Below are 21354 nucleotides of genomic sequence, written 5' to 3'. Positions count from 1 at the left end.
TGCCATGAGCATCCGCGTACAACACCTGGGCAAGCACTTCGGCGATTTCGCCGCGCTCGACGACGTCGGCCTGGACATCGGCCAGGGCGAACTGCTGGCGCTGCTGGGGCCGTCCGGCTCCGGCAAGACCACGCTGCTGCGGGTGATCGCCGGGCTGGAACATGCCGATCGCGGGCGCGTGCTGATCCACGGCGAGGACGCCACCGCGCTGTCGGTGCAGGCGCGCCGGGTCGGCTTCGTGTTCCAGCACTACGCCTTGTTCAAGCACATGAGCGTGTACGAGAACATCGCCTTCGGCCTGCGCGTGCGTCGCGAGGCGCGCTGGACCGAGGCGCGCATCCGCGCGCGGGTGCAGGAGCTGCTGGCGCTGGTGCAGTTGCACGACCTGGAGCGGCGCTACCCGGCGCAGCTGTCCGGCGGCCAGCGCCAGCGCGTGGCGCTGGCGCGCGCGCTGGCGATCGAGCCGCGCGTGCTGCTGCTCGACGAACCGTTCGGCGCGCTCGACGCGCAGGTCCGCCGCGACCTGCGGCGCTGGTTGCGCGAGCTGCATGAACGCACCGGGCTGACCACGGTGTTCGTCACCCACGACCAGGAAGAGGCGCTGGAGCTGGCCGACCGCGTGGCGATCCTCAACCGCGGCCGGATCGAGCAGGTCGGCAGCCCCGCGCAGGTCTACGAGCAGCCGGCCTCGCCCTTCGTGTACGCCTTCGTCGGCGCGGTGAACCGCTTGCCGGCACGCCTGCACGACGGTGCCGTGCAGGTCGCTGGGCTGGCCTTGCCGGCACCGCCGACGTCGCTGGCCAGCGGCCCGGTCGAGCTGTATGTGCGGCCGGAAGATCTGGCACCGGGCAGCGAAGGCTGGGCGGCGACGGTGCTGTCGATCCAGCGCAGCGGCCCGCGCCTGCGCCTGCGCGCGCAGCTGGCGCACGGCCGCGACGAGGTGGAGGTGGAACTGCCGGCGGGCGAGGGGACGCACGACTACGCGCCGGGCCAGCCACTGCATCTGCGCGCGCGCCGGTTCGGGGTGTTCGCCGCACCTGCCTGAGGCGTGATCGGGGCAGGCCATGCCCTGTTTGCCGCGCCTGACGGTGCCGGTCGCTGCCGTGTGGCGGCGCGGTGCGGGTCGGGACCGGGGCTGGTCAGTACCGGGCAATCTGGACACGTTGGCGATGTCCGCGCTTGGCGCGCATCCCTGGATGCCGGACACGCCGGACCTGTGTCGGAACGAAAGTTGTTGCGCTGCAAGGTAAAAGCAGTTAAAAAATCGTGAAGGCGCGCCGCGCCCCACGTTGCAACCACCCTCGTCAACCGCAGGAGAATGACCGGTGAACAAGACCACTCTCGCCCTGGCCCTCGCACTGGCCGCTTCGCCGCTCACCGTCCTGGCCCAGGACGAGCCCACCTCGCCGATCACCGGCTCCTACGGCGTGGTCAGCGACTACATGTTCCGTGGCGTCTCCCAGACCGACAAGGGCCCGGCGTTCCAGGCCGGCCTCACCTACACCTCGCCGTTCGGCCTGTACGTGGGCGCCTGGGGCTCCAACGTCGACTTCGGCGCCGGCGATCCGGATTGGGAAACGGACGGCTTCGTCGGCTACAACGTCGATTTCTCCCCGGACTGGAACTTCGACGTGATGGTCAACCGCTACGGCTACCCGGGCGCCGGCCGGTTGAACTACAACGAGCTGATCACCAAGACCAAGTTCCTCAAGACCTACACCCTGACCGTGGCCTACACCGACAACGTGTACAACCTGGACAAGGACAGCTTCTACTACGCGCTGGACGGGAACTGGTCGCTGCCGCAGGGCTTCAGCGTCGGCGCGCACGTCGGCCGCACCACCTACGAAAGCGCGCTGACCGCATACCAGGACTACACCGACTACAACGTCAGCGTGGGCAAGATGGTCGGCCCGCTGGCGCTGAGCGTGGGTTACTACGACACCGACAACAAGGGTCCGGAGAACTTCACCGAGCGCCTGGCCGGTCACCGCGTGGTGGTCTCGGGCACGATCGCGTTCTGATCGCATCGCCGCTGTGAAACGACGAAGGGCGCCGCAAGGCGCCCTTCGTGTTTTTCCGGCACCGCCGCGTTGCCGCGGCGCACGCCTCACCAGCTCAGCACGACCTTGCCGGCCTTGCCTTCTTCCATCAGGTCGAAGCCCTTCTGGAATTCGTCGATGGTCAACTGGTGGGTCAGCACCTTGCCCAGCGGGAAGCCGGACAGCACCAGCTGGGTCATCTTGTACCAGGTCTCGTACATCTTGCGGCCGTAGATGCCCTGCACGGTCAGGCCCTTGAAGATGATCTTGTCCCAGTCCGCGCCGGCGCCGCGCGGCATGATGCCGAGCATCGCGATCTTGCCGCCGTGGTACATGCAGTCGAGCATGTCGTTGAACGCGCGCGGGTTGCCGCTCATCTCCAGGCCCACGTCGAAGCCTTCCATGTGCAGGTCGGCCATGACGTCCTTGAGCGAGGTGTTGGCGACGTTGACCACCCGCGTGGCGCCCATGTCCGCGGCCAGCTTCAGGCGGAAATCGTTGACGTCGGTGACCACCACGTTGCGCGCGCCGATGTGCTTGCAGATGCCCGCGGCGATGATGCCGATCGGGCCGGCACCGGTGATTAGCACGTCCTCGCCGATCACGTCGAACTCCAGCGCGCAGTGCGCGGCGTTGCCGTAGGGGTCGAAGAACGCGGCCAGCTCGGAGGGGATCTGGTCGGGGATCGGCCACAGGTTCGAGGCCGGCATCACCATGTACTCGGCGAAGGCGCCGTTGATGTTGACGCCGATGCCCACCGTGTTCGGGCACAGGTGCGGGCGCCCGCCGCGGCAGTTGCGGCAGTGGCCGCAGACGATGTGGCCTTCGGCCGACACGCGCTGGCCGACCTCGTAGCCGGTGACCGCCGAGCCGAGCTGGGCGATGCGGCCGACGAATTCGTGGCCGATGGTCAGGCCGGGCTTGATGGTGCGCTGGCTCCACTCGTCCCACAGGTAGATGTGCAGGTCGGTGCCGCAGATCGCGGTCTTTTCCAGTTTGATCAGCACGTCGTTGGGGCCGGGGACCGGCACCGGCACCTGTTCCAGCCAGATGCCTTTGGCGGCGTCGCGCTTGACCAGCGCCTTCATTGTTTGCGCCATGTCGGTGCAGATTCGATGGGAAGAGGGCGCGCAGTATAAGCGCCCGGCCGGCGTGCCCATGTTGCGGCGCGGTCAGGACATGACATGTCCCAGGGTGCCATTGGTCACGGTCCGGGCGCTTGATGACAGCCGTTACACTCTAACGTCTGTCATCAAGGAAACCGCTCGATGCGTTCGAATTCGTTGGCTGTCGCCATCGCCGCCGTCGCCGCCCTGTCCGGCGCCTCCGTCGCCCATGCCGGCGAGGGCATGTGGGTCCCGCAGCAATTGCCGGACATCGCCGGACCACTGCAGCAGGCCGGTCTGAAGCTGTCGCCGCAGCAACTGTCCGATCTCACCGGCGACCCGATGGGCGCGGTGGTCTCGCTGGGCGGCTGCACCGCCAGCTTCGTCTCGCCGCAGGGCCTGGTGGTGACCAACCACCACTGCGCCTATGGCGCGATCCAGCTCAACTCGACCGCGCAGAAGAACCTGATCCGCGACGGCTTCAGCGCCGCCAGCCAGGGTGCCGAGCTGAGCGCCGGCCCGAACGCGCGCATCTATGTGCTCGACCGCATCACCGACGTCACCGCGCAGGCCAAGGCGGCGATGGCCGCCGCCGGCAACGACGCGCTCAAGCGCACGCAGGCGCTGGAGGATTTCGACAAGGCGCAGGTCGCCGCCTGCGAAGCCGACGCCGGCTACCGCTGCGAGCTGTACAGCTTCTCCGGCGGCAACACCTACCGCCTGTTCCGCACCCTGGAAATCCGCGACGTGCGCCTGGCCTACGCGCCGCCGTCGGGCATCGGCAAGTTCGGCGGCGACGTCGACAACTGGATGTGGCCGCGTCACACCGGCGACTTCTCGTTCTACCGCGCCTACGTCGGCAAGGACGGCAAGCCGGCCGCCTACGCCAAGGACAACGTGCCGTACCAGCCCAAGCACTTCCTGAAGTTCGCCGACCAGCCGCTCGGCGCCGGCGATTTCGTCATGGTGGCCGGCTATCCGGGCCGCACCAACCGCTATGCGCTGGCGTCCGAGTTCGACGCCACCGCCAACTGGGGGTATCCCACCGCCGCGCGCCAGTACCGCGAGCTGATCGCCCTGGTCGAGCAGGCCGGCAAGCAGAACCCGGACATCCAGGTGAAGTACGCCGCGACCATGGCCAGCTGGAACAACGTGGCCAAGAACTACGAAGGTCAATTGGAAGGCTTCAAGCGCATCGACGCGGCGGCCAAGAAGCACGCCGAGGAAGATGCGGTGCTGGCCTGGCTCAAGCGCCAGGGCGGCGAGGGCAAGGCCGCGCTGCAGGCGCACGCGCAACTGCTGGCGCTGGGCGAGCAGGCCAAGGCCACCCGCGACCGCGACCTGGTGCTGCGGCAGATGCAGCGGACCGGGGCGCTCGGCAGCGCGGTCATGCTGTACCGCCTGTCGATCGAACGCGCCAAGCCGGATGCCGCGCGCGAGCCCGGCTACCAGGAGCGCGACCTGCCCGAGATCGAGGGCGCGATGAAGCAGATGGAGCGCCGCTACGTCGCCTCGATGGACAGCCAGTTGCAGCGCTACTGGTTCGACCAGTACCTGAAGCTGCCGAAGGCGCAGCGCCTGCCGGCGCTGGACCAGTGGCTGGCCGGTGCCGACGCGCAGGCCGCCGCCACGCGCCTGGCCGGCACGCAACTGGGCAACACCGACGCGCGCCTGAAGTGGCTGCACGCCGATCGCGCCGCGTTCGAAGCCAGCGACGACCCGGCGCTGCGCTATGCGGTGGCGCTGATGCCGACCCTGCTGCAGATCGAGCAGGACCAGAAGCGCCGCGAGGGCGAGGAACTGCTGGCGCGGCCGCGCTACCTGCAGGCCGTGGCCGACTACAAGAAGAGCCAGGGCGAGTTCGTGTATCCCGACGCCAACTCCTCGCTGCGCATCACCTTCGGCAACGTCAAGGGCTATTCGCCCAAGGACGGCGTGGAATACACCCCGTTCACCACGCTGGAAGGCGTGGTCGCCAAGGACACCGGCGTGGAGCCGTTCGATTCGCCCAAGGCGCTGCTGGAGGCGGCCAAGGCCAAGCGCTACGGCGGGCTGGAGGACAAGCGGCTGGGTACGGTGCCGGTCAACTTCCTGTCCGACCTGGACATCACCGGCGGCAACTCCGGCTCGCCGGTGATGGACGCGCACGGCAAGCTGGTCGGCCTGGCCTTCGACGGCAACTGGGAGTCGGTGAGTTCGAACTGGGTGTTCGACCCGGCGATGACCCGCATGATCGCCGTCGACGCGCGCTACCTGCGATGGATCATGCAGGAAGTGGCACCGGCGCCGCGGCTGCTGAAGGAGTTGAACCTGGCCAAGTGAGCCAGGCCCGACGGGCGGCGGCCACGGCCGCCGTCCGCCTGTCCGCCGCGGTCAACGCCGCGGCGGGGCACGGGGATGCAGCGCAGGGTTTCCGGCGACGGAGCGGGTATCATGCCGCTCCGTTTTCGTTTGCGAGACGGGCCCTTCCCCCCAAGGAATCCAGCGCATGCGCATTCTGCTCGCCCGCCATGGCGAAACCCCGTGGAACGCCGAAGGCCGCTACCAGGGCCAGATCGACATCCCGCTGTCGCCGGTCGGCGACGCCCAGGCGCAGGCGCTGGGCGCGCGCCTGCGCGAGGTCCCGCTGACCCGCGCCGTGGCCTCGCCGCTGGCCCGCGCACAACGCACCGCGCGCTTCGCGCTGGGGCCCGAGCGCGAGGCGCTGCTGCAGACCGATCCGGACCTGCAGGAAATCGCCCATGGCGAGTGGGAAGGCCTGCTGGCCAGCGAGATCCACGAGAAGGATCCGGCGCGTCTGCGCGCCTGGCGCGAGGAGCCGGACACGGTGCTGATGCCGGGCGGCGAGTCGCTGCGGCAGGTGCTGGAGCGCTCCTGGCGCGGCTTGGCCCGCGCCGCCGAGGGCCTGGGCGAACACGACACGCTGCTGGTGGTGGCGCACGATGCGGTCAACCGCGTAATTCTGTGCCGGGTGCTGGGCCTGCCGATCGCGCGGCTGTGGAGTTTCCGCCAGGCGCCCACCACGCTGAACCTGCTGGAAGGGCCGGACGTGGAGCATCTGGAGGTGGTGCGGCTGAACGATTGCGCGCATCACACGCCGTTCTTCGGTGAGGCGAAGCATCGGGCGCTGTAGGACGGACATGATGCGCGGATAGCGTGCGCCGTCCCGTCTTTGGGCTGATTTGTTTCACTTCCGATGCGAGCCTCTGGGCCGTTGCCGTTGCCGTTGCCGTTGCCGTTGCTTTGCTTTTCGGGAGCCCGTGAGCCGCGGCACTTGGCCTGGGCGAAAACCCCGAAGGGGCGGCGCGCAGGAAGCGCGCCGTTTTTCGCCGGCACATGGATGTGCCGTCGAAAAATGCCCAGGCCAAGTGCGCACCCGGAGCGCGCAGCGCCCGGGTGTGCTTGACCAGCCATTCGGCTGTGATAAAGCGCTTCTTTTGGTTACTTTTCTTTGCACAAGCAAAGAAGTGCTTCTCAGCAGCCGGAGGCTGATCAAAGTGACTCGCGCGTCAGCGCGAAAGCTGTCGCTTCCAAAGCTGTTGCTTCTGACGAAGGCGAGCGAGCGCGCTTGCCTGAAAGGCTAGAAATACACAAATGAACACCCTCCCCGAATGGCTCGCCTACATCGAGCGCCAACATCCCCAGGACATCGCCATGGGCCTGGAGCGGGTGCGCGCGGTCGCCGCACGCATGCGCCTGACCAGGCCGGCCAAGCACGTCATCACCGTCGGCGGCACCAACGGCAAGGGCTCGACCGTCGCCTTCATCGAGGCGATCGCGCGCGCCGCCGGCTGGCGCGTGGGCAGCTACACCTCGCCGCACCTGCTGCGCTACAACGAGCGCGTGCGCCTCGACGGCGAAGAGGCCAGCGATGCCGACCTGGTCACCGCCTTTGCGGCAGTGGAGGCCGCGCGCGCCGATACCGCGCTGACCTATTTCGAATACGGCACGCTGGCGGCGCTGTGGCTGTTCCAGCAGGCCACGTTGGATCTGGCCGTGCTGGAAGTCGGGCTCGGTGGCCGCCTCGATGCGGTGAACCTGGTCGATGCCGACGTCGCGGTGATCACCACCGTGGACATCGACCACACCGATTGGCTCGGCAACGACCGCGAGGCGATCGGCGCGGAGAAGGCCGGCATCGCGCGGCCGTGGAAGCCGCTGGTGCTGGGCGAGATCGATCCGCCCTCCAGCGTGCTGCGCCGTGCCTACGCGATCGGCGCCAATGCACTGCGCGCCGGCAGCGACTTCTTCCACGAGCCGATCGATGCCGAGCGCTGGCGCTGGCGCGACGTCGGCACCGAACTGCAGCTGCCGTTGCCGCAACTGCGTGCGCCGGTGCAGCGCGCCAACGCCGCCACCGCCATCGCCGCCCTGCGCGCGCTGCGCCGGTCGCTGCCGCGCAGCGCCTACGCCGAGGGCATCGCCGCCGCGCGCCTGCGCGGGCGCCTGCAGCCGTGCGTGCGCGACGGCGTGGAGGTGCTCGTCGACGTCGGCCACAACCCGCAGGCGGCGCGCGAGCTGGCCGCCGCGCTGCAGGCGCAGCCGGTCGCCGGCCGCACCTGCGCGGTGTTCGCGGCGCTGGCCGACAAGGATGCCGCCGGCGTGGTGGAGGCACTGGCCGCGCAGGTCGATGCCTGGCACCTGGCGGGGTTGGGCGGCAACCGCGGCCAGAGCGCTGCGCAGCTGCGCGCGCGGCTGGCGGGCACGGCCGCCGCGGAGGCGGGCGTCGCCGAGAGCGTGGCGCAGGCGCTGCAGGCGGCGCTGGCGCAGGCACGGCCGGGCGACCGGGTGCTGGTGTTCGGTTCGTTCCATACCGCCGCCGAGGCCTTGCACTGGCTGCATTCAGCCGGCTGATCCCGCCCCCGGGCGGGCCGACCTTATAATCGCGACGGCACTCCGCCACGCCGCCCCCCTCACCCTTTCCGTGGATACCGTCCTGAAACAGCGATTGATTGGCGCCCTCGTCCTGGTAGCGCTCGCCGTGATCTTCCTGCCGATGCTGGTGAAGGGGCCTGCGCCCGACAGCGGCGTGGCCAATGTGCCGCTGAAGGCGCCCGAGGCGCCGGCCGACGGCCAGTTCGAGACCCGCGAACTGCCGCTGGTGACCCCGGGCGATGCGCCCAGCGGCGGGGCAGTGGGCATGACCAAGACGCCGGGCGCCACGCCCGCGCCGGCGCCGGCGCCGGTCCAGAACAATCCCGATGCCGCCGACCTGGCCGATCCGGCCGCCGGCAGTGCCGCGCAGCCGCTGCCGCCGAGCGTGGCCGCCGGCAACTACGCGGTGAACTTCGGTGCGTATGCCACCGCCGCCGATGCCGATGCGGTGATCGCGCGGCTCAAGCAGGCGCAGCTGCCGGGCTTCCGCGAGCAGGCCACGATCGGCGGGCGCCAGGCCTGGCGGGTGCGGATCGGGCCGTATGCCGATCGCGCCCAGGCCGAATCGGTGCGCCTGCAGGCGGTCAAGGTCCGCAACGACGTCAATGCCCAGGTGGTGACCCTGGATGCGGCGCCGAGCAACGCGACCCCGACCGGCGCCGCGCCGGCTGCCGCCAGCCATGTCGCCGCCGCCGCGCCCGCCGCCCCGGCCAAGACCGAGGCGCTGCCGCCGGAGCCGGCCAAGCCGGTCGCCACCACCAAGCCGGCGACACCGCCGGCGCCCAAGCCGGAACCGGCCAAGCCCGAACTCACCAAGCCCGAACCCACCAAGCCGGCGGCCCCTGCGGCCACCACGGCAGCGGCCAAGCCGGCGCCGAGCGTGCCGGCTGCGCCTGCGGCGTCCGGCACCGGCTTCGCCGTGCAGCTGGGCGCCTTCGGCAAGGCCGAGGACGCCAATGCCCTGCGCGACAAGGTGCGCGCCGCCGGCTTCAGCGCCTTCGTCGAACAGGTGCGCACCGACAAGGGCGCGCTGAACCGGGTGCGGGTGGGGCCGGTCGCCAACCGTGCCGACGCCGAGCAGTTGCGCGCCCAGGTGGCGGCCAAGGTCGGCATCAGCGGTATGGTACGTCCACATCCTTGATCGGGCCGCGGCCCACGGAGTAGCACGATGGTCCAGGGAAGGCAGGCGCGACGCGCGATCGGCGCGATGCAGCGGCTCGGCCGCGGGAGGCGCGCATGATCGACATGGTGCTGTTGACGGTGATCCTGGTCTCGGCCCTGCTCGGGGCCCTGCGTGGGTTCGTCGGCATCGTGGTCGGCACGCTGTCCTGGTTCCTGGCCGGCTGGGCCACGTTCCAGTTCGGCGGCAATACCGGGCGCTGGCTCGCCGATGGGGCGCGGCCGAGCATGAGCTACTACCTGGGCGGCTACGCGCTGACCTTCGTGACGGTGATGGCGGTGGTGGCCATCGTCGGCATGGTGATCCGCACCGCGGTGCGCTCGACCGCGCTGTCGGGCACCGACCGCGCGCTTGGCTTCGGCCTGGGCACGGTGCGCGGCGGTTTCTTCGCCGCGGTGCTGGCCTTCCTGATGAGCTTCACGCCGCTGACCCGCGAGCCGGACTGGCAGCATTCGATGGTGCTGCCGGTGCTCAGTCCGGGGGTGGGCTGGATGCGCGCGCAACTGCCGGACTGGCGCATGCCGCAGATGCCGCAGTTGAACCTGTCGCAGGTGCCGCAACTGAACGTGTCGCAGATGGATTTGGGCAACTTGCCCGCGGCAGGCGATAATGCCGCGCTGGGCAACGCCCTGCAGGCCAGCGGGCTGCAGGAGATGATGTCCAAGGCCCTGGGACGTCCCGGGGTACGGTCCGCGCAGCCCGGGAGCGATCCGTCGCAACTGATGCCCGCGAACATCGATCCGGCGCAGGCGCGTCCGGCGCAATTCGACCCGGCACGGGTCGAACCCAACGGCCAGGCACGGCCACCTTCCCAATAGCGGCGTTCCCGCCGCGGAGAGCGTTGACATGTGTGGCATCGTCGGAATCGTCGGCAACCAGAACGTGGCCGGGCAACTCTATGACGGCCTGGCCGTGCTGCAGCACCGCGGCCAGGACGCGGCGGGCATCGCCACCGCCGATGGCACCCGCCTGCGCGTGCAGAAGGCCAACGGCCTGGTCCGCGACGTCTTCGACGAGAAGCGCATGGCGGTGCTGGAAGGGCGCGTCGGCATCGCCCACTGCCGCTATCCGACCGCCGGATCCGAGGGCATGGACGAGGCGCAGCCGTTCTACGTGAATTCGCCGTACGGCATCGCGCTGGCCCACAACGGCAACCTGGTCAACACCGAGGCCTTGCGCCAGCAGGTGTTCGAGGCCGATCGCCGCAACATCAACACCGATTCGGACAGCGAAGTGCTGCTGAACGTGTTCGCCTACGAGCTGGACGCACAGCGCATGCTGACCCCGGAAGCGGCGATCCGTGCGGTGGCCGGCGTGCACCGCCGCTGCAAGGGCGGCTACGCCGTGGTCAGCGTGGTGCTGGGGCTGGGCCTGGTCGCGTTCCGCGATCCGCACGGCATCCGCCCGCTGGTGCTGGGCAAGCGCGAGGGCGCGGAGGGCGACGAGTACATCGTCGCCTCCGAATCCTCGGCGCTGGACATCCTCGGCTTCACCCGCGTGCGCGACGTGCGTCCGGGCGAAGCGCTGGTCATCACCGGCCGCGGCGAGCTGTTCTCCGAGGTCTGCGCCTCGCCCACCGACCACACCCCGTGCATCTTCGAGTACGTGTACTTCGCGCGCCCGGACTCGATGATCGACAACGTCTCGGTGCACAAGGCGCGCATGCGCATGGGCATGAAGCTGGGCGAGAAGATCCTGCGCCTGCGCCCGGACCACGACATCGACACCATCATCCCGATCCCGGACACCTCGCGCGACGCCGCGCTGGAGATCTCCAACGTGCTTGGGGTGAAGTACCGCGAGGGCTTCGTCAAGAACCGCTACATCGGCCGCACCTTCATCATGCCGGGGCAGGGCGAGCGGGTGAAGTCGGTGCGCCGCAAGCTCAACCCGATCCACCTGGAATTCCGCAACCGCGTGGTGCTGCTGGTCGACGATTCGATCGTGCGCGGCACCACCAGCCGGCAGATCGTGCAGATGGCGCGCGACGCCGGCGCGCGCAAGGTGTACCTGGCCAGCGCCGCACCGCCGGTGCGCTATCCCAACATCTACGGCATCGACATGCCGGCCGCCGACGAACTGGTCGCGCACGGCCGCAGCGAGCAGGAGATCCAGGAATTCCTCGGCTGCGACTGGCTGATCTACCAGGATCTGGAAGACCTGGAGACCGCGGTGCGCGAAGGCAACCCGGAACTGAAGGCGTTCGACTCCTCGTGCTTCAACGGCCAGTACACCACCGGCATCGAGCCCGGCTATTTCGAGCGGATCATGCAGTTGCGCTCGGACGAGGCCAAGCGCAAGCGCCGTGCCTGAGCCCCGCGGCGCCAGTGCCCTGGCGCGGCGCATGCCTGCATGGGCGGGCCGGCCGCCGCTGGTGGCGCCGTGAACGGCGACCTGTACCAGGCCGCGCGCGCCTGCCTGGACGCGGCCGATCCCGACGAGAAGGTCGCGCTGACCCAGCGCCATGCCGCGGCCTGGCGCGATGGCGCGCTGGCGGTGCCGGCCGCCGCGCCGGCGCCTGAGCCGATCCGCATGCCGGGACGGCCGCGACGGCCGCTGCTGGTGCACCCGCGCGAACTGCCACGGCGCGGCCTCGGCAGCGCCGAGGGCCGCGCTGCCTTCATCCACGCCATCGCCCATATCGAACTCAACGCCATCGACCTGGCCTGGGACGCGGTCTACCGCTTCCGCGGCCTGCCGCCGGCGTTCTATGCCGATTGGGTGGCGGTGGCGGACGACGAATCGCGCCATTTCGTGCTGCTGCGCGACCGCCTGCGCGCGCTGGGCCACGCCTATGGCGATTTCGCCGCGCACAACGGCCTGTGGGAGATGTGCGAGAAGACCGCCCACGACGGCCTGGCGCGGATGGCGCTGGTGCCGCGGGTGCTGGAGGCGCGCGGCCTGGACGTGACCCCAGGCATGATCGCCAAGCTGCGCGCGCTCGGCGACGACGCCACCGCCGACATCCTGGAGATCATCCTGCGCGAGGAAGTGGCGCACGTGGCCGCCGGCTCGCGTTGGTACCGCTGGTACTGCGCACAGGCCGGGATCGAGCCGCGCGCCCGCTTCGCCGCTCTGCTGCGCGAGTACGCCGGTGGCTATCTGCACGGCCCGTTCAATCTGCAGGCGCGCCTGCTGGCCGGGTTCGACGAGGACGAATTGCTGGCCCTGCAGCAGCAGGCCGGCTGAGGCGGCGTCGCCCTGCGGGGCGGTGCGCGCGTTGCGGCAACGCGCTGGTGTGGGCGGCATGACCGTCGGGATGCGTGCTTTCTGTGACGCCTATCTCCGAGCTGCGACCCCGCTGCATTTGGTGCTTGCGCTGAACGGTGGCTGAGCGGCTAATCGAACTCCCCCACGCGGCCTCCCCCGATCTGGCCGCGCGCGGGGCGACGTTCGTCCCTACTCACCACCCCAGGAGTCCGACATGAAGTCGATGTGCAGCCTGACCGCGATGCTTGCCCTGTGTGTCGCCGGTTCCGCCTCTGCGGCGGGAAAGCCCCTGTTCCAGAGCAGCCAATACGTCTCCAAGTCCATCGCCGGCGAGCCCGCGCTGAGCCGCCTGCTGGCCAATCCCGCCACCGGCGCGGTGCAGCGGGTCGGCGTGGACGCCGCCGCCGTCACCGCCGGGCAGGCCCAGCTGGAACTGGACCTGCTGGGCAAGCGCGTCACCGCCACGCAGCTGAAGACCGAGCAGTTGGAAGGCGGCAACAGCATCTGGTACGGCAACCTCGGCAATGCCGCGGTGGCGCGGACCCGTGCGCCGTCCGGCCTGGACCCGCTGAACTCGGCGATCCTGGTGCGCAGCGGCGACACCATCACCGGCAGCATCCGCAGCAATGGCACGCTGTTCCACCTGCGGCCGATCGCCGGCGGCGGCCATGTGCTGGTGGAGGTCGACGAACGGCGCATGCCGGCCGAGCATCCGGCCGACTACGCCCTGCTGCCGACGGTGCAGATGCCGCAGTCGGTGATCGACGAGCGGATGACCGCCGCCGGCGCCTCCTCCGGTTCGCCCGCGACCATCCGCGTGCTGGTGGTGGCGACCAACAAGGCGGTGACCAGCTACGGCGGCAACATGCAGTCGCTGGTGCAGTTGGCGGTGGCCGAGTCCAACCAGGGCTACAGCAACAGCAACGTCGGCATCACCATGCAGCTGGCCGGCTACGAGACCACCAACTACACCGAGTCCGGCGACTTCAACACCGACCTGACCCGCTTCCGCGGCACCAGCGACGGCTACATGGACAGCATCCATACCTCGCGCAACAGCACCGCCGCCGACGTCGGCGTGCTGATCATCGACAATTCCAGCTACTGCGGCCTGGCCTCGGGCATCGGCTCCACCGCTGCCACCGCGTTCGCGGCGGTGTACTGGGATTGCGCCACCGGCTACTACAGCTTCGCCCACGAGATCGGGCACCTGCAGAGCGCGCGCCACGATGTGGCCACCGACTCCAGCACCTCGCCGTACGCCTACGGCCACGGCTATCGCTATGGCAACAGCTGGCGCACGATCATGGCCTACAACTGCAGCAGCAGTTGCCCGCGACTGAACTACTGGTCCAACCCGAACGTGTCCTACAACGGGGTGCCGATGGGCAATGCCAGCAGCGCCGACAACCAGCGCGTGCTGGTCAACACCAAGGCGACGGTGGCCGGGTTCCGTTGAGCCGGCGCGCACGTGGCGCAGGCTGCATGCCTGCGCCACGTGCGGCGAAGACGGCCGGAGCGGGCGCGGCGGCGTCCGCTTCGGCTATGCTGGGAAGCGGCGCCGGCGCGGCCGGTGCCGACCGACTTCCTGGGAGCGACGATGTTCAAGCGCATGCGACTGCCGTCCGCGCTGCTGCTGGCGATGCTCAGCGCGGGCTGCGGCCCCGCCCCGGATCGGCAGACCGAGACTCCGTCGCCGACCGCCAAGACCGACGCGCCGCGGGCGACCCCGCCGGCCGACACCTTCGACGAAAACCGTGCGATGGACCTGCTGCAGGCGCGCCTGACCGCCGATCGCGCCTATCCCGACCTGCCGTGCCTGGGCTACGCCATCGAGAACGACGGGGACGAGGCCGCCTCCGCGACCGCGTCTGCAGCGGCCGCCTCCAAGCCCGTCGCGCCGGCGGCGATCGAGATCGCGGTGCGCGAGAAACACGGCGACGGCTGCCCCGGCGACCCGCAGACCGAACCGGTCCGCGACCGCTTCCGCGTCGAGCGCTCCGGCGAGATTCGCTGGTACGACGTAGTGGACGGCGACTTCGTCGATTACGCGCAATGGCGGCAGCAGCAAGCCAGCGGCGGCTAGCGCTGAGCGACGTGGCTTCGCGCGCTGGCCGACGCGTGGTTGCCGCGGGACGCGGCAAGGAAATGCGGATGGATGGAGGCGACGCGCACGCGGACGAGGGCGACGTCGCGCGTCACTGCCACGCCGGTTGCGGCGTTCCATGAGGTAGGCAGTGGCCAGCTGATGCGTCCAAGTGCCGGACTCGGCGGTCCCGCGGAATTCCGGGTCGAAACGTAGTTCGGTGTCGTCCTGCGGTCGCGCGTTCGCCGCAGGAGAGCGCTGCGCCGGCGCTGCGTGCGCGTCGCCGCGTTGCGCGCGACGGCGCCGGAAGCGTGCGCTAGAGCTGTTGCAGCTGGCAGCCCTGCGCGTCCACGCGCAGCACCGAGCCCTGTTCGTACCAGTCGCCGAGCACGATGCGGGTGCAGGCGCGGCCGTCCACGTCCAGCGCATGCACCGCAGGCCGATGGGTGTGGCCATGGATCATCCGCGCCACGCCGTAGCGGGCGAAGGTGGCGGCGACTTCGGCCGGCGCCACGTCGGTGACGGTCTCGAACTGCGCACGATCGCCCTGTTTAAGGTCGGCCTGGCGCGCCTGGCTGGCGGCGCGCGCCTGTTGCGCGTAGGCGATGCGCGCGGCCAGCGGCTGCGCCAGGAACTGCTGTTGGAAGGCCGGGTCGCGGGTCTGCGCGCGGAACGCCTGGTAGGCGGTGTCGTCGGTGCACAGCAGGTCGCCGTGCAGCAGCAGGGTCGGCTCGCCGTACAGGTCGATCACGCAGGGATCGGGCAGCAGGCGCAGGCCGGCGCGCCGCGCGTAGTCGGCGCCGAGCAGGAAGTCGCGGTTGCCGTGCATGAAGAACACCGGCACCCCGGCCGCGTGCAGCGCGTGCAACTCCAGTGCCACCGCATCGGCGGCCTCGGACGGCGTGTCGTCGCCGATCCAGGCCTCGAACAGGTCGCCGAGGATGTACAGCGCCTCGGCCTGGCGCGCCTCCCCGCGCAGGAAATCCAGAAACAGCGCGGTGATCGCCGGCCGTGCCGGGTCCAGATGCAGGTCGGAGATGAACAGCGTGGTCATTTGGCCATTGTAAGGCCGGGAGTGGGGAATCGGGATTGGGGAATGGTGAGTGTTCGCGAGCGCAGGCGTCACGACGCTTTCGAAGGGCCGGGAGTGGGATTCGGGAACGGGAATTAGGGATTCGGAGGCTGCGCTAACGCAGGCGTTGTTGCGCTCTCGTAGGAGCGGCTTCAGCCGCGACCTTGTCCGGAGCCAGGAGTGAGGAGAGGGCATGGAGCCGGACGGCGCCGGCTGTTTCCATTCCCTATTCCCCATTCCCAGCCTCATACCAACCACAACGACACGCCCGCCAGCAGCGCGCCGATGCCGGTCGCGGCGAGCACGTCGCTGGGGTAGTGCAGGCCCAGCACCACCCGCGACAGCGCCACGCAGGCGATGAAGGGCACCAGCAGCGGCGCCAGCCACGGGTAGTAGGCGAGGGCGACGATGCCGAAGGACACCGCGTGCAGGGTGTGGCCGGAGGGGAAGCTGAACTCGTCCAGCGGCGCCACCCAGGCGCGGATGCGCAGGTCGGCGGCGTACGGGCGCGGGCGGCGGGTCCAGCGCTTCAGGCCCTTGTACAGGCTCAGCGCGACCACGCCGGTGGCGGCCATGTGCGCGGAGGCGAACACGCCGTCCATGCCGTCGCACAGCACCAGCAGGGTCATCAGCGCATACCAGAACACGCCGTCGCCGAGCCGGCTGATCGCCGAGAAGAAGCGCCGCACCGAGCGCCGCCGGCACCAATGATTGGCGCGCCGGCACCAGCGGGTCTCGTGCCCGCGCAGGATCTCAAGCCGCGTCGACATGCGTCCTCCGGGTCTGTGCCAGTTGGTCGAGCAGCGCATCGAAATCGGCCACCACCCGCTCCGGGCGCAGTTGCTGCATCGACGCGCAGGCGGCCTCGCCCAGGCGCCGGCGCAGCGCGTCGTCGCTGCCTAGGCGCAGGGCCGCGGCGATGAAGGCGTCGTCGTCGGCCACCGCCGCACCGTTGAGGCCGTCGCGCAGGTATTCGCGTGCCGCGCCGTAGTCGAAGGCGACCGTGGCCACGCCGCTGGCCATCGCCTCGAGGGTCACGTTGCCGAAGGTCTCGCTGCGGCTGGGGAACAGGAACAGGTCGCCGCTGGCGAAATGCCGCGCCAGCGCGTCGCCGCGCTGGATGCCGCAGAAAATGAAGTCCGGATTCTCCTGCGCCAGGCGCTCGCGCAGCGGGCCGTCGCCGACCCAGACGAAACGCGCGCGCGGGCGCAGCTGCTGCAACTGGCGGAACGCACGCACCGCCAGCGGCAGGTTCTTCTCCGAGGCGATGCGGCCCACGTACAGCACCGCGCAATCGTCGTCGTGCAGGCCCCACTGCGCGCGCAACTGCGCATCGCGTCGCTGCGGCTCGAACTGCTTGCTGTCCACCGCCCGCGCCAGCAGGCGTACCCGCTCGAAGCCCTGGGTGGCGAGGAAGTCGCGCAACTCGCGGGTCGGCACCAGGGTCGCCTGGGCCTGGTTGTGGAAGCGCCGCATCCAGCGCAGCGCGGTCGACTGCAGCCAGGCGGCGCCGTACTGCGGCAGGTATTCGTCGAAGCGGGTGTGGAAGCCGGTGGCGATCGGAATGCCCAGGCGCCGCGCGCTGCGCAGCGCCGACCAACCCAGCGGGCCCTCGGTGGCGATGTACACCGCATCCGGCGGCGCCGCCTGCCACAGCCGGGTCAGGCGACGTGGCGCCGGCAGGCCGAACTTCAGTCCGGGGTAGCGCGGCAGCGCCGCACCGCGCACCAGCCGCAGGTCCGCCGGGTCGGCGTCGCCGGCCTGACGCGGGCGCACCACGTCGACGGTATGGCCGCGTGCGCGCAGCCCCAGTTCCAGCCCCTGCACGGTCAGCGCGACGCCGTTGACCTCAGGGGGATACGTCTCGGTGACGATCGCGTAGCGCATGCGGGGGCTCCGGTTTGACAAAGCCTCGCGCACCGCAGTGAAGCGAACATGTCCAGCGCATGTAGGAACGATGACGCCCCCGCCAGGCATTCATCCGCGCTTGAACCACCGGGCGACCAGGCGCAGCGCCCGCAGGCGAGCGAAGCCTTACCCGTACCGCTTCAGCTCAAGCGAACCACCCAATCCCCATTCCCGATTCCCCAATCCCGGCTTTCAAGCCACAAACGGCCGGAAATTGATCCCCAGCCCCGCCATGCCCTCGACCTCGCCGATCAGGTCGGCGCGCTGCAGCGGCCGCGATTCGATCCACGGCTGCGACAGGATCAGGTGCAGGTTGGCGCCATCGGCCTTCAGTTCCAGCGCCGGGATCGGGTCGGCCTCGTGCGCGCGGTGCAGCAGCACCGCCAGGCGCAGTAGCGCGGCCTTGCGCTTGGCGCTGAGCAGCAGGCGGTCGGGCAGCGCGTCGAAGGCAGTCTTGGCCACGTTGCGACGGTGCGTGCGTACCAGCGTGGCCAGCACCTGCTGCTCCTGCCGCGAGAAGCCGGCGATGTCCGAATGCTCCAGCACGTAGGCGCCATGCACGTGGTACTGGCTGTGCGCGATGGCCTGGCCGAGTTCGTGCAGGCGCGCGGCCCAGCTGAGCATGCGGCCGTCGTCGGCATCCAGCGCCCAGTCGCCGGCGACCTGTTCGAACAGCGCCATGGCGGTGTGCTCCACGCGCGCGGCCTGCGCCTCGTCGATGCCGTAGCGCCGGGTCAGCGCGGCGATCGCGCTCTCGCGCGGATCGTTCTGGCCGCCGCGGCCGAGCATGTCGTAGAGGATGCCTTCGCGCATGGCCGCCTTGCTCACCATCAGCCGTTGCAGGCCCAGCGCCTGGAATGCCGCTTCCAGCACCAGCACGCCACCGGCGATGATCGGCCGGCGGTCGGCGGACAGGCCCGGCAGGTCGATGTCCTCGATGCGCTTGGCCAGCAGCAGGCGCTCGCGCAGTTGCGGCAGCGCCTCGGCGGTGATCGCGCCCTTGGTCAGCTTCATCGCCGCGCAGATCTCGCCGATCGCCTTGTGCGTGCCGGACGAACCCAGCGCCTCGTGCCAGCCCAGCGCCCGGTACTGTCCGGCGAACTGCTGGAACTCGGCGCCGATCTCGGTCAGTGCGTCCTTCCACTTCTTCTTGGACAGCTTGCCGCCGGGGAAGAAGCGCCGCGTGCTGGCGATGCAGCCGGCCTGCAGGCTCTCGCGTTCCAGGGTCTGGAAGCCGCTGCCGATGATGAACTCGGTGGAGCCGCCGCCGATGTCGATCACCAGGCGCCGCTGGTCCGGCTTGGGCGGTTGCGCGTGGGCCACGCCCAGGTAGATCAGGCGCGCTTCCTCGCGGCCGCTGACCACTTCGATCGGATGGCCCAGCGCGGTTTCGCCGGGAATCAGAAAGGTCTGCGGCGAGCGCAGCTGGCGCACGGTGTTGGTGGCCAGCGCGCGCACGCGCAGCGAGGGCAGGTCGCGGATGCGCTGGCCGAAGCGCGCCAGGCATTCCAGCGCGCGCTGCCGCGCCTCGGCGGACAGCCCGCCCTTGTTGTCCAGGCCGTCGGCCATGCGCACGGTCTCGCGCAGGCGGTCCACCACCCGCAACTGCCCGAGCTGATAGCGGGCGATGACCATGTGGAAACTGTTGGAACCCAGGTCGATGGCGGCCAGCAGGTCGCCGTCGCGCAGCGGCGGATGAGTGGGGGAGGTGGCAGGCATGGCGGAATGGTAGCCGATGCGCGGCGCACGCCGTGGAGACGGCGCCGCGCTGCGCTCAGAGCCCGTCGAGCAGGGCCAACTGCGCCGAATGCGGCGGTTGGTCCTGGCCCGGCGCCAGCTTGCGGTAATTGCCGTCGGCGTTCAGTTCCCAGGCGTTGAGATTGTCCGCCAGGTAGTTCTGCAGCACCTCGCGGTGGATGCGCTTGACCAGGTCCGGATCGAGGATCGGGAAGCCGGTCTCCACGCGTCGCAGCAGGTTGCGCTCCAGCCAGTCGGCGCTGGCGCAGAACAGTTCCGGCGCACCGTCGTTGCCGAACCAGTAGACCCGGCTGTGCTCGAGGAAACGACCGACGATCGAGCGCACCCGGATGTTGTCGGACACGCCCGGCACGCCGGGGCGCAGGGTGCAGGCGCCGCGCACGATCAGGTCGATCTTCACGCCGGCCTGCGAGGCCGCGTACAGCGCACGGATCACCTGCGGCTCGTTGAGCGCGTTCATCTTGGCGATGATGCGGCCCGGGCGGCCGGCATGCGCCAGCTTGGTCTCGCGTTCGATCCGGTGCAGCACGCCCGGGTGCAGGGTGAAGGGCGATTGCAGCAGGCGCTTGAGGCGGATCTTCGGCGCCAGGCCGGACAACTGCTGGAACAGCAGGTGCACGTCGTTGCCGATGTCCACGTCGGCGGTGATCAGGCTCAGGTCGGTGTAGGCGCGCGCGGTCCCGCTGTGGTAGTTGCCGGTGCCCAGGTGCACGTAGCGGCGCAGCTTGCGGCCCTCGCGGCGCACGATCAGCAGCATCTTGGCGTGGGTCTTGTAGCCGACCACGCCGTACACCACCTGCACGCCGGCTTCCTGCAGGCGATCGGCCAGGCCCAGGTTGGCCTCTTCGTCGAAGCGCGCGCGCAGCTCCACCACCACGGTGACGTCCTTGCCGTTGCGCGCGGCCAGCACCAGCGCATCGACGATCGCCGAATCCTTGCCGGTGCGGTACAGGGTCTGCTTGATCGCCAGTACGTTGGGGTCGATCGCGGCCTGCTTGATCAGGTCCAGCACCGCGGTGAAGGCGTCGAACGGATGGTGCAGCAGCACGTCGCCGGCGGCGGCGATCTCGAAGATGCCTTCGCTGTCGCGCAGGGTGCGCGGGTTCATCGGCGGATACTTCAGGTCCGGGCGCTGCACCAGGTCGTAGACCTGGTTGACCCGGCTCAGGTTGACCGGGCCGTTGATCCGGTAGACCGCATTCTCCGGCAGTTCGAAGTTCTGCAGCAGGGTGCGCACGATCGACTTCGGACAATCCTCGGCGATCTCCAGCCGCACCGCCGGCCGATAGCCGCGGTTGACCAGTTCGTCGCGCAGCGCCAGCGCCAGGTTCTCCACTTCCTCCTCGTCCACCACCAGTTCCGAGTTGCGGGTGACGCGGAACTGGTAGGAGCCCATCACCTCCATGCCCGGGAACAGCTCGTCGACGAAGGTGGACAGCACCGAGGACAGGAACACGAAACTCTGGCCGCCCTCGGACAGGCTTTCCGGCAACTGGATGATGCGCGGCAACGAGCGCGGCGCGCGCACGATCGCCAGGTGGCCGACGCGGCCGAACGCGTCGGTGCCCTTGAGCACAACCACGATGTTCAGCGACTTGTTGAGGATCTTCGGGAACGGATGCGCCGGATCCAGGCCCAGCGGCGACAGCACCGGCATGATCTCGTTGCGGAAGTAGGCGCGCAGCCAGCGCTTCTGCCGCGCGTTCCAGGAGTGCCGGCCGAGCACGCCGATGCCGGCGTCCTTCAGCGCCGGGCGCAGCACCTCGTTCCAGCAGCGGTACTGCTGGTCGACCAGTTGCGCGGCGCGGTCGTGGATCGCGTTGAGGATGGCGTTGGGGCTCATGCCGTCCGGCGCCGGCGGCAGCCCGAATTCCTGGGCATGGCGCACGGTGGCGGCGCGGATCTCGAAGAACTCGTCGAGATTGGTGCAGGAGATGCACAGGAAGCGCAGCCGCTCCAGCAACGGCACCTGCGGATCCTGCGCCTGCGCCAGCACCCGGAAATTGAAGTCCAGTTGCGACAGTTCGCGGTTGAGGTACAGCGCAGGGTCGCGCAGCGGGTCGCTGGGAACGTCCGGTGGCGGCGTGGGCGGCAGGGCGGCGGCGCGTGGCATGGCG

The 21354-nt window shown here is 69.9% G+C and carries 17 protein-coding genes; 11 read left to right on the top strand and 6 right to left on the bottom strand.

The features are described 5' to 3' along the window. Positions 1 to 4 precede the first annotated feature (4 nt). Positions 5 to 1045 carry a sulfate/molybdate ABC transporter ATP-binding protein gene (locus tag M3U25_RS14530; RefSeq protein WP_355500849.1) on the top strand — a complete coding sequence of 347 codons (1041 nt, stop codon included), beginning with the start codon at positions 5 to 7 and terminating at the stop codon, positions 1043 to 1045. 280 nt (positions 1046 to 1325) lie between these two features. Beyond that, positions 1326 to 2024: a TorF family putative porin gene (locus tag M3U25_RS14525; protein WP_355500852.1), complete on the top strand. Its 699-nt coding sequence runs from the start codon at positions 1326 to 1328 to the stop codon at positions 2022 to 2024. Positions 2025 to 2110: 86 nt separating this feature from the next. Here M3U25_RS14525 and tdh read toward each other — a convergent pair whose 3' ends face one another. Continuing rightward, complete coding sequence (tdh, locus tag M3U25_RS14520) at positions 2111 to 3142, bottom strand: L-threonine 3-dehydrogenase (RefSeq protein WP_184502529.1); 1032 nt, start codon at positions 3140 to 3142, stop codon at positions 2111 to 2113. 168 nt (positions 3143 to 3310) lie between these two features. Here tdh and M3U25_RS14515 point away from each other — a divergent pair, with 168 nt between their 5' ends. From M3U25_RS14515 to M3U25_RS14475, 9 genes are all read left to right on the top strand, one after another. Next, complete coding sequence (locus M3U25_RS14515; RefSeq protein WP_355500856.1) at positions 3311 to 5470, top strand: S46 family peptidase; 2160 nt, start codon at positions 3311 to 3313, stop codon at positions 5468 to 5470. 166 nt (positions 5471 to 5636) lie between these two features. Beyond that, on the top strand, positions 5637 to 6281 hold the full coding sequence (locus tag M3U25_RS14510) for a histidine phosphatase family protein (RefSeq protein ID WP_010341361.1): 645 nt from the start codon (positions 5637 to 5639) through the stop codon (positions 6279 to 6281). A gap of 461 nt (positions 6282 to 6742) precedes the next feature. Continuing rightward, positions 6743 to 8002: a bifunctional tetrahydrofolate synthase/dihydrofolate synthase gene (gene folC / locus M3U25_RS14505; protein ID WP_355500861.1), complete on the top strand. Its 1260-nt coding sequence runs from the start codon at positions 6743 to 6745 to the stop codon at positions 8000 to 8002. A 70-nt stretch (positions 8003 to 8072) separates the two neighbouring features. After that, the gene (locus M3U25_RS14500; protein WP_355500864.1) at positions 8073 to 9164 is read left to right on the top strand and encodes an SPOR domain-containing protein; all 1092 of its coding nucleotides are present in this window, start codon (positions 8073 to 8075) and stop codon (positions 9162 to 9164) included. A 95-nt stretch (positions 9165 to 9259) separates the two neighbouring features. Further along, a complete protein-coding gene (locus M3U25_RS14495) occupies positions 9260 to 10021 on the top strand; it encodes a CvpA family protein (protein ID WP_355500867.1) in 762 nt (253 codons plus the stop codon). Positions 10022 to 10049: 28 nt separating this feature from the next. Next, positions 10050 to 11516, top strand: coding sequence for an amidophosphoribosyltransferase (gene purF / locus M3U25_RS14490; protein ID WP_242160356.1), 1467 nt, complete (start codon positions 10050 to 10052; stop codon positions 11514 to 11516). Positions 11517 to 11585: 69 nt separating this feature from the next. Next, positions 11586 to 12392 carry a ferritin-like domain-containing protein gene (locus tag M3U25_RS14485; RefSeq protein WP_355588639.1) on the top strand — a complete coding sequence of 269 codons (807 nt, stop codon included), beginning with the start codon at positions 11586 to 11588 and terminating at the stop codon, positions 12390 to 12392. A gap of 235 nt (positions 12393 to 12627) precedes the next feature. Next, positions 12628 to 13872 (top strand): zinc-dependent metalloprotease, encoded by a 1245-nt coding sequence (locus M3U25_RS14480; RefSeq protein ID WP_355500873.1) that lies wholly within the window; start codon positions 12628 to 12630, stop codon positions 13870 to 13872. 153 nt (positions 13873 to 14025) lie between these two features. Further along, on the top strand, positions 14026 to 14499 hold the full coding sequence (locus tag M3U25_RS14475) for a hypothetical protein (protein ID WP_355500876.1): 474 nt from the start codon (positions 14026 to 14028) through the stop codon (positions 14497 to 14499). 316 nt (positions 14500 to 14815) lie between these two features. On the opposite strand, the gene lpxH is transcribed toward M3U25_RS14475, so the two are convergent. The 5 genes from lpxH to ppk1 form a co-directional block, all read right to left on the bottom strand. Continuing rightward, on the bottom strand, positions 14816 to 15553 hold the full coding sequence (gene lpxH / locus M3U25_RS14470; protein WP_355500879.1) for a UDP-2,3-diacylglucosamine diphosphatase: 738 nt from the start codon (positions 15551 to 15553) through the stop codon (positions 14816 to 14818). Between the two features lie 263 nt (positions 15554 to 15816). Continuing rightward, positions 15817 to 16341: a phosphatase PAP2 family protein gene (locus M3U25_RS14465; RefSeq protein ID WP_263391360.1), complete on the bottom strand. Its 525-nt coding sequence runs from the start codon at positions 16339 to 16341 to the stop codon at positions 15817 to 15819. Then, on the bottom strand, positions 16325 to 17458 hold the full coding sequence (locus tag M3U25_RS14460) for a glycosyltransferase family 1 protein (protein ID WP_242081643.1): 1134 nt from the start codon (positions 17456 to 17458) through the stop codon (positions 16325 to 16327). The genes M3U25_RS14465 and M3U25_RS14460 overlap by 17 nt, the downstream gene beginning before the upstream one ends. Before the next feature lie 213 nt (positions 17459 to 17671). Beyond that, on the bottom strand, positions 17672 to 19198 hold the full coding sequence (gene ppx, locus M3U25_RS14455; protein ID WP_355500884.1) for an exopolyphosphatase: 1527 nt from the start codon (positions 19196 to 19198) through the stop codon (positions 17672 to 17674). 55 nt (positions 19199 to 19253) lie between these two features. Then, positions 19254 to 21350: a polyphosphate kinase 1 gene (gene ppk1 / locus M3U25_RS14450; protein WP_242160363.1), complete on the bottom strand. Its 2097-nt coding sequence runs from the start codon at positions 21348 to 21350 to the stop codon at positions 19254 to 19256. Positions 21351 to 21354 lie beyond the last annotated feature (4 nt).

The sequence above is a fragment of the Xanthomonas sp. PPL134 genome, from assembly GCF_040595915.1.
GTDB classification, from domain to species: Bacteria; Pseudomonadota; Gammaproteobacteria; order Xanthomonadales; family Xanthomonadaceae; genus Xanthomonas_A; species Xanthomonas_A indica.
Note: the sequence above shows the minus strand (reverse complement) of the source record. Positions and strands in the feature narration are given on the sequence as shown.

Bases quoted from the DNA above. Each gene is read 5' to 3' on its own strand.
- M3U25_RS14465 (WP_263391360.1), bottom strand. From the start codon at position 16,341: ATGTCGACGCGGCTTGAGATCCTGCGCGGGCACGAGACCCGCTGGTGC.
- M3U25_RS14475 (WP_355500876.1), top strand. From the start codon at position 14,026: ATGCGACTGCCGTCCGCGCTGCTGCTGGCGATGCTCAGCGCGGGCTGC.
- lpxH (WP_355500879.1), bottom strand. From the start codon at position 15,553: ATGACCACGCTGTTCATCTCCGACCTGCATCTGGACCCGGCACGGCCG.
- ppx (WP_355500884.1), bottom strand. From the start codon at position 19,198: ATGCCTGCCACCTCCCCCACTCATCCGCCGCTGCGCGACGGCGACCTG.
- M3U25_RS14510 (WP_010341361.1), top strand. From the start codon at position 5,637: ATGCGCATTCTGCTCGCCCGCCATGGCGAAACCCCGTGGAACGCCGAA.
- M3U25_RS14530 (WP_355500849.1), top strand. From the start codon at position 5: ATGAGCATCCGCGTACAACACCTGGGCAAGCACTTCGGCGATTTCGCC.
- tdh (WP_184502529.1), bottom strand. From the start codon at position 3,142: ATGGCGCAAACAATGAAGGCGCTGGTCAAGCGCGACGCCGCCAAAGGC.
- M3U25_RS14480 (WP_355500873.1), top strand. From the start codon at position 12,628: ATGAAGTCGATGTGCAGCCTGACCGCGATGCTTGCCCTGTGTGTCGCC.
- folC (WP_355500861.1), top strand. From the start codon at position 6,743: ATGAACACCCTCCCCGAATGGCTCGCCTACATCGAGCGCCAACATCCC.
- purF (WP_242160356.1), top strand. From the start codon at position 10,050: ATGTGTGGCATCGTCGGAATCGTCGGCAACCAGAACGTGGCCGGGCAA.
- M3U25_RS14515 (WP_355500856.1), top strand. From the start codon at position 3,311: ATGCGTTCGAATTCGTTGGCTGTCGCCATCGCCGCCGTCGCCGCCCTG.
- M3U25_RS14460 (WP_242081643.1), bottom strand. From the start codon at position 17,458: ATGCGCTACGCGATCGTCACCGAGACGTATCCCCCTGAGGTCAACGGC.
- ppk1 (WP_242160363.1), bottom strand. From the start codon at position 21,350: ATGCCACGCGCCGCCGCCCTGCCGCCCACGCCGCCACCGGACGTTCCC.
- M3U25_RS14495 (WP_355500867.1), top strand. From the start codon at position 9,260: ATGATCGACATGGTGCTGTTGACGGTGATCCTGGTCTCGGCCCTGCTC.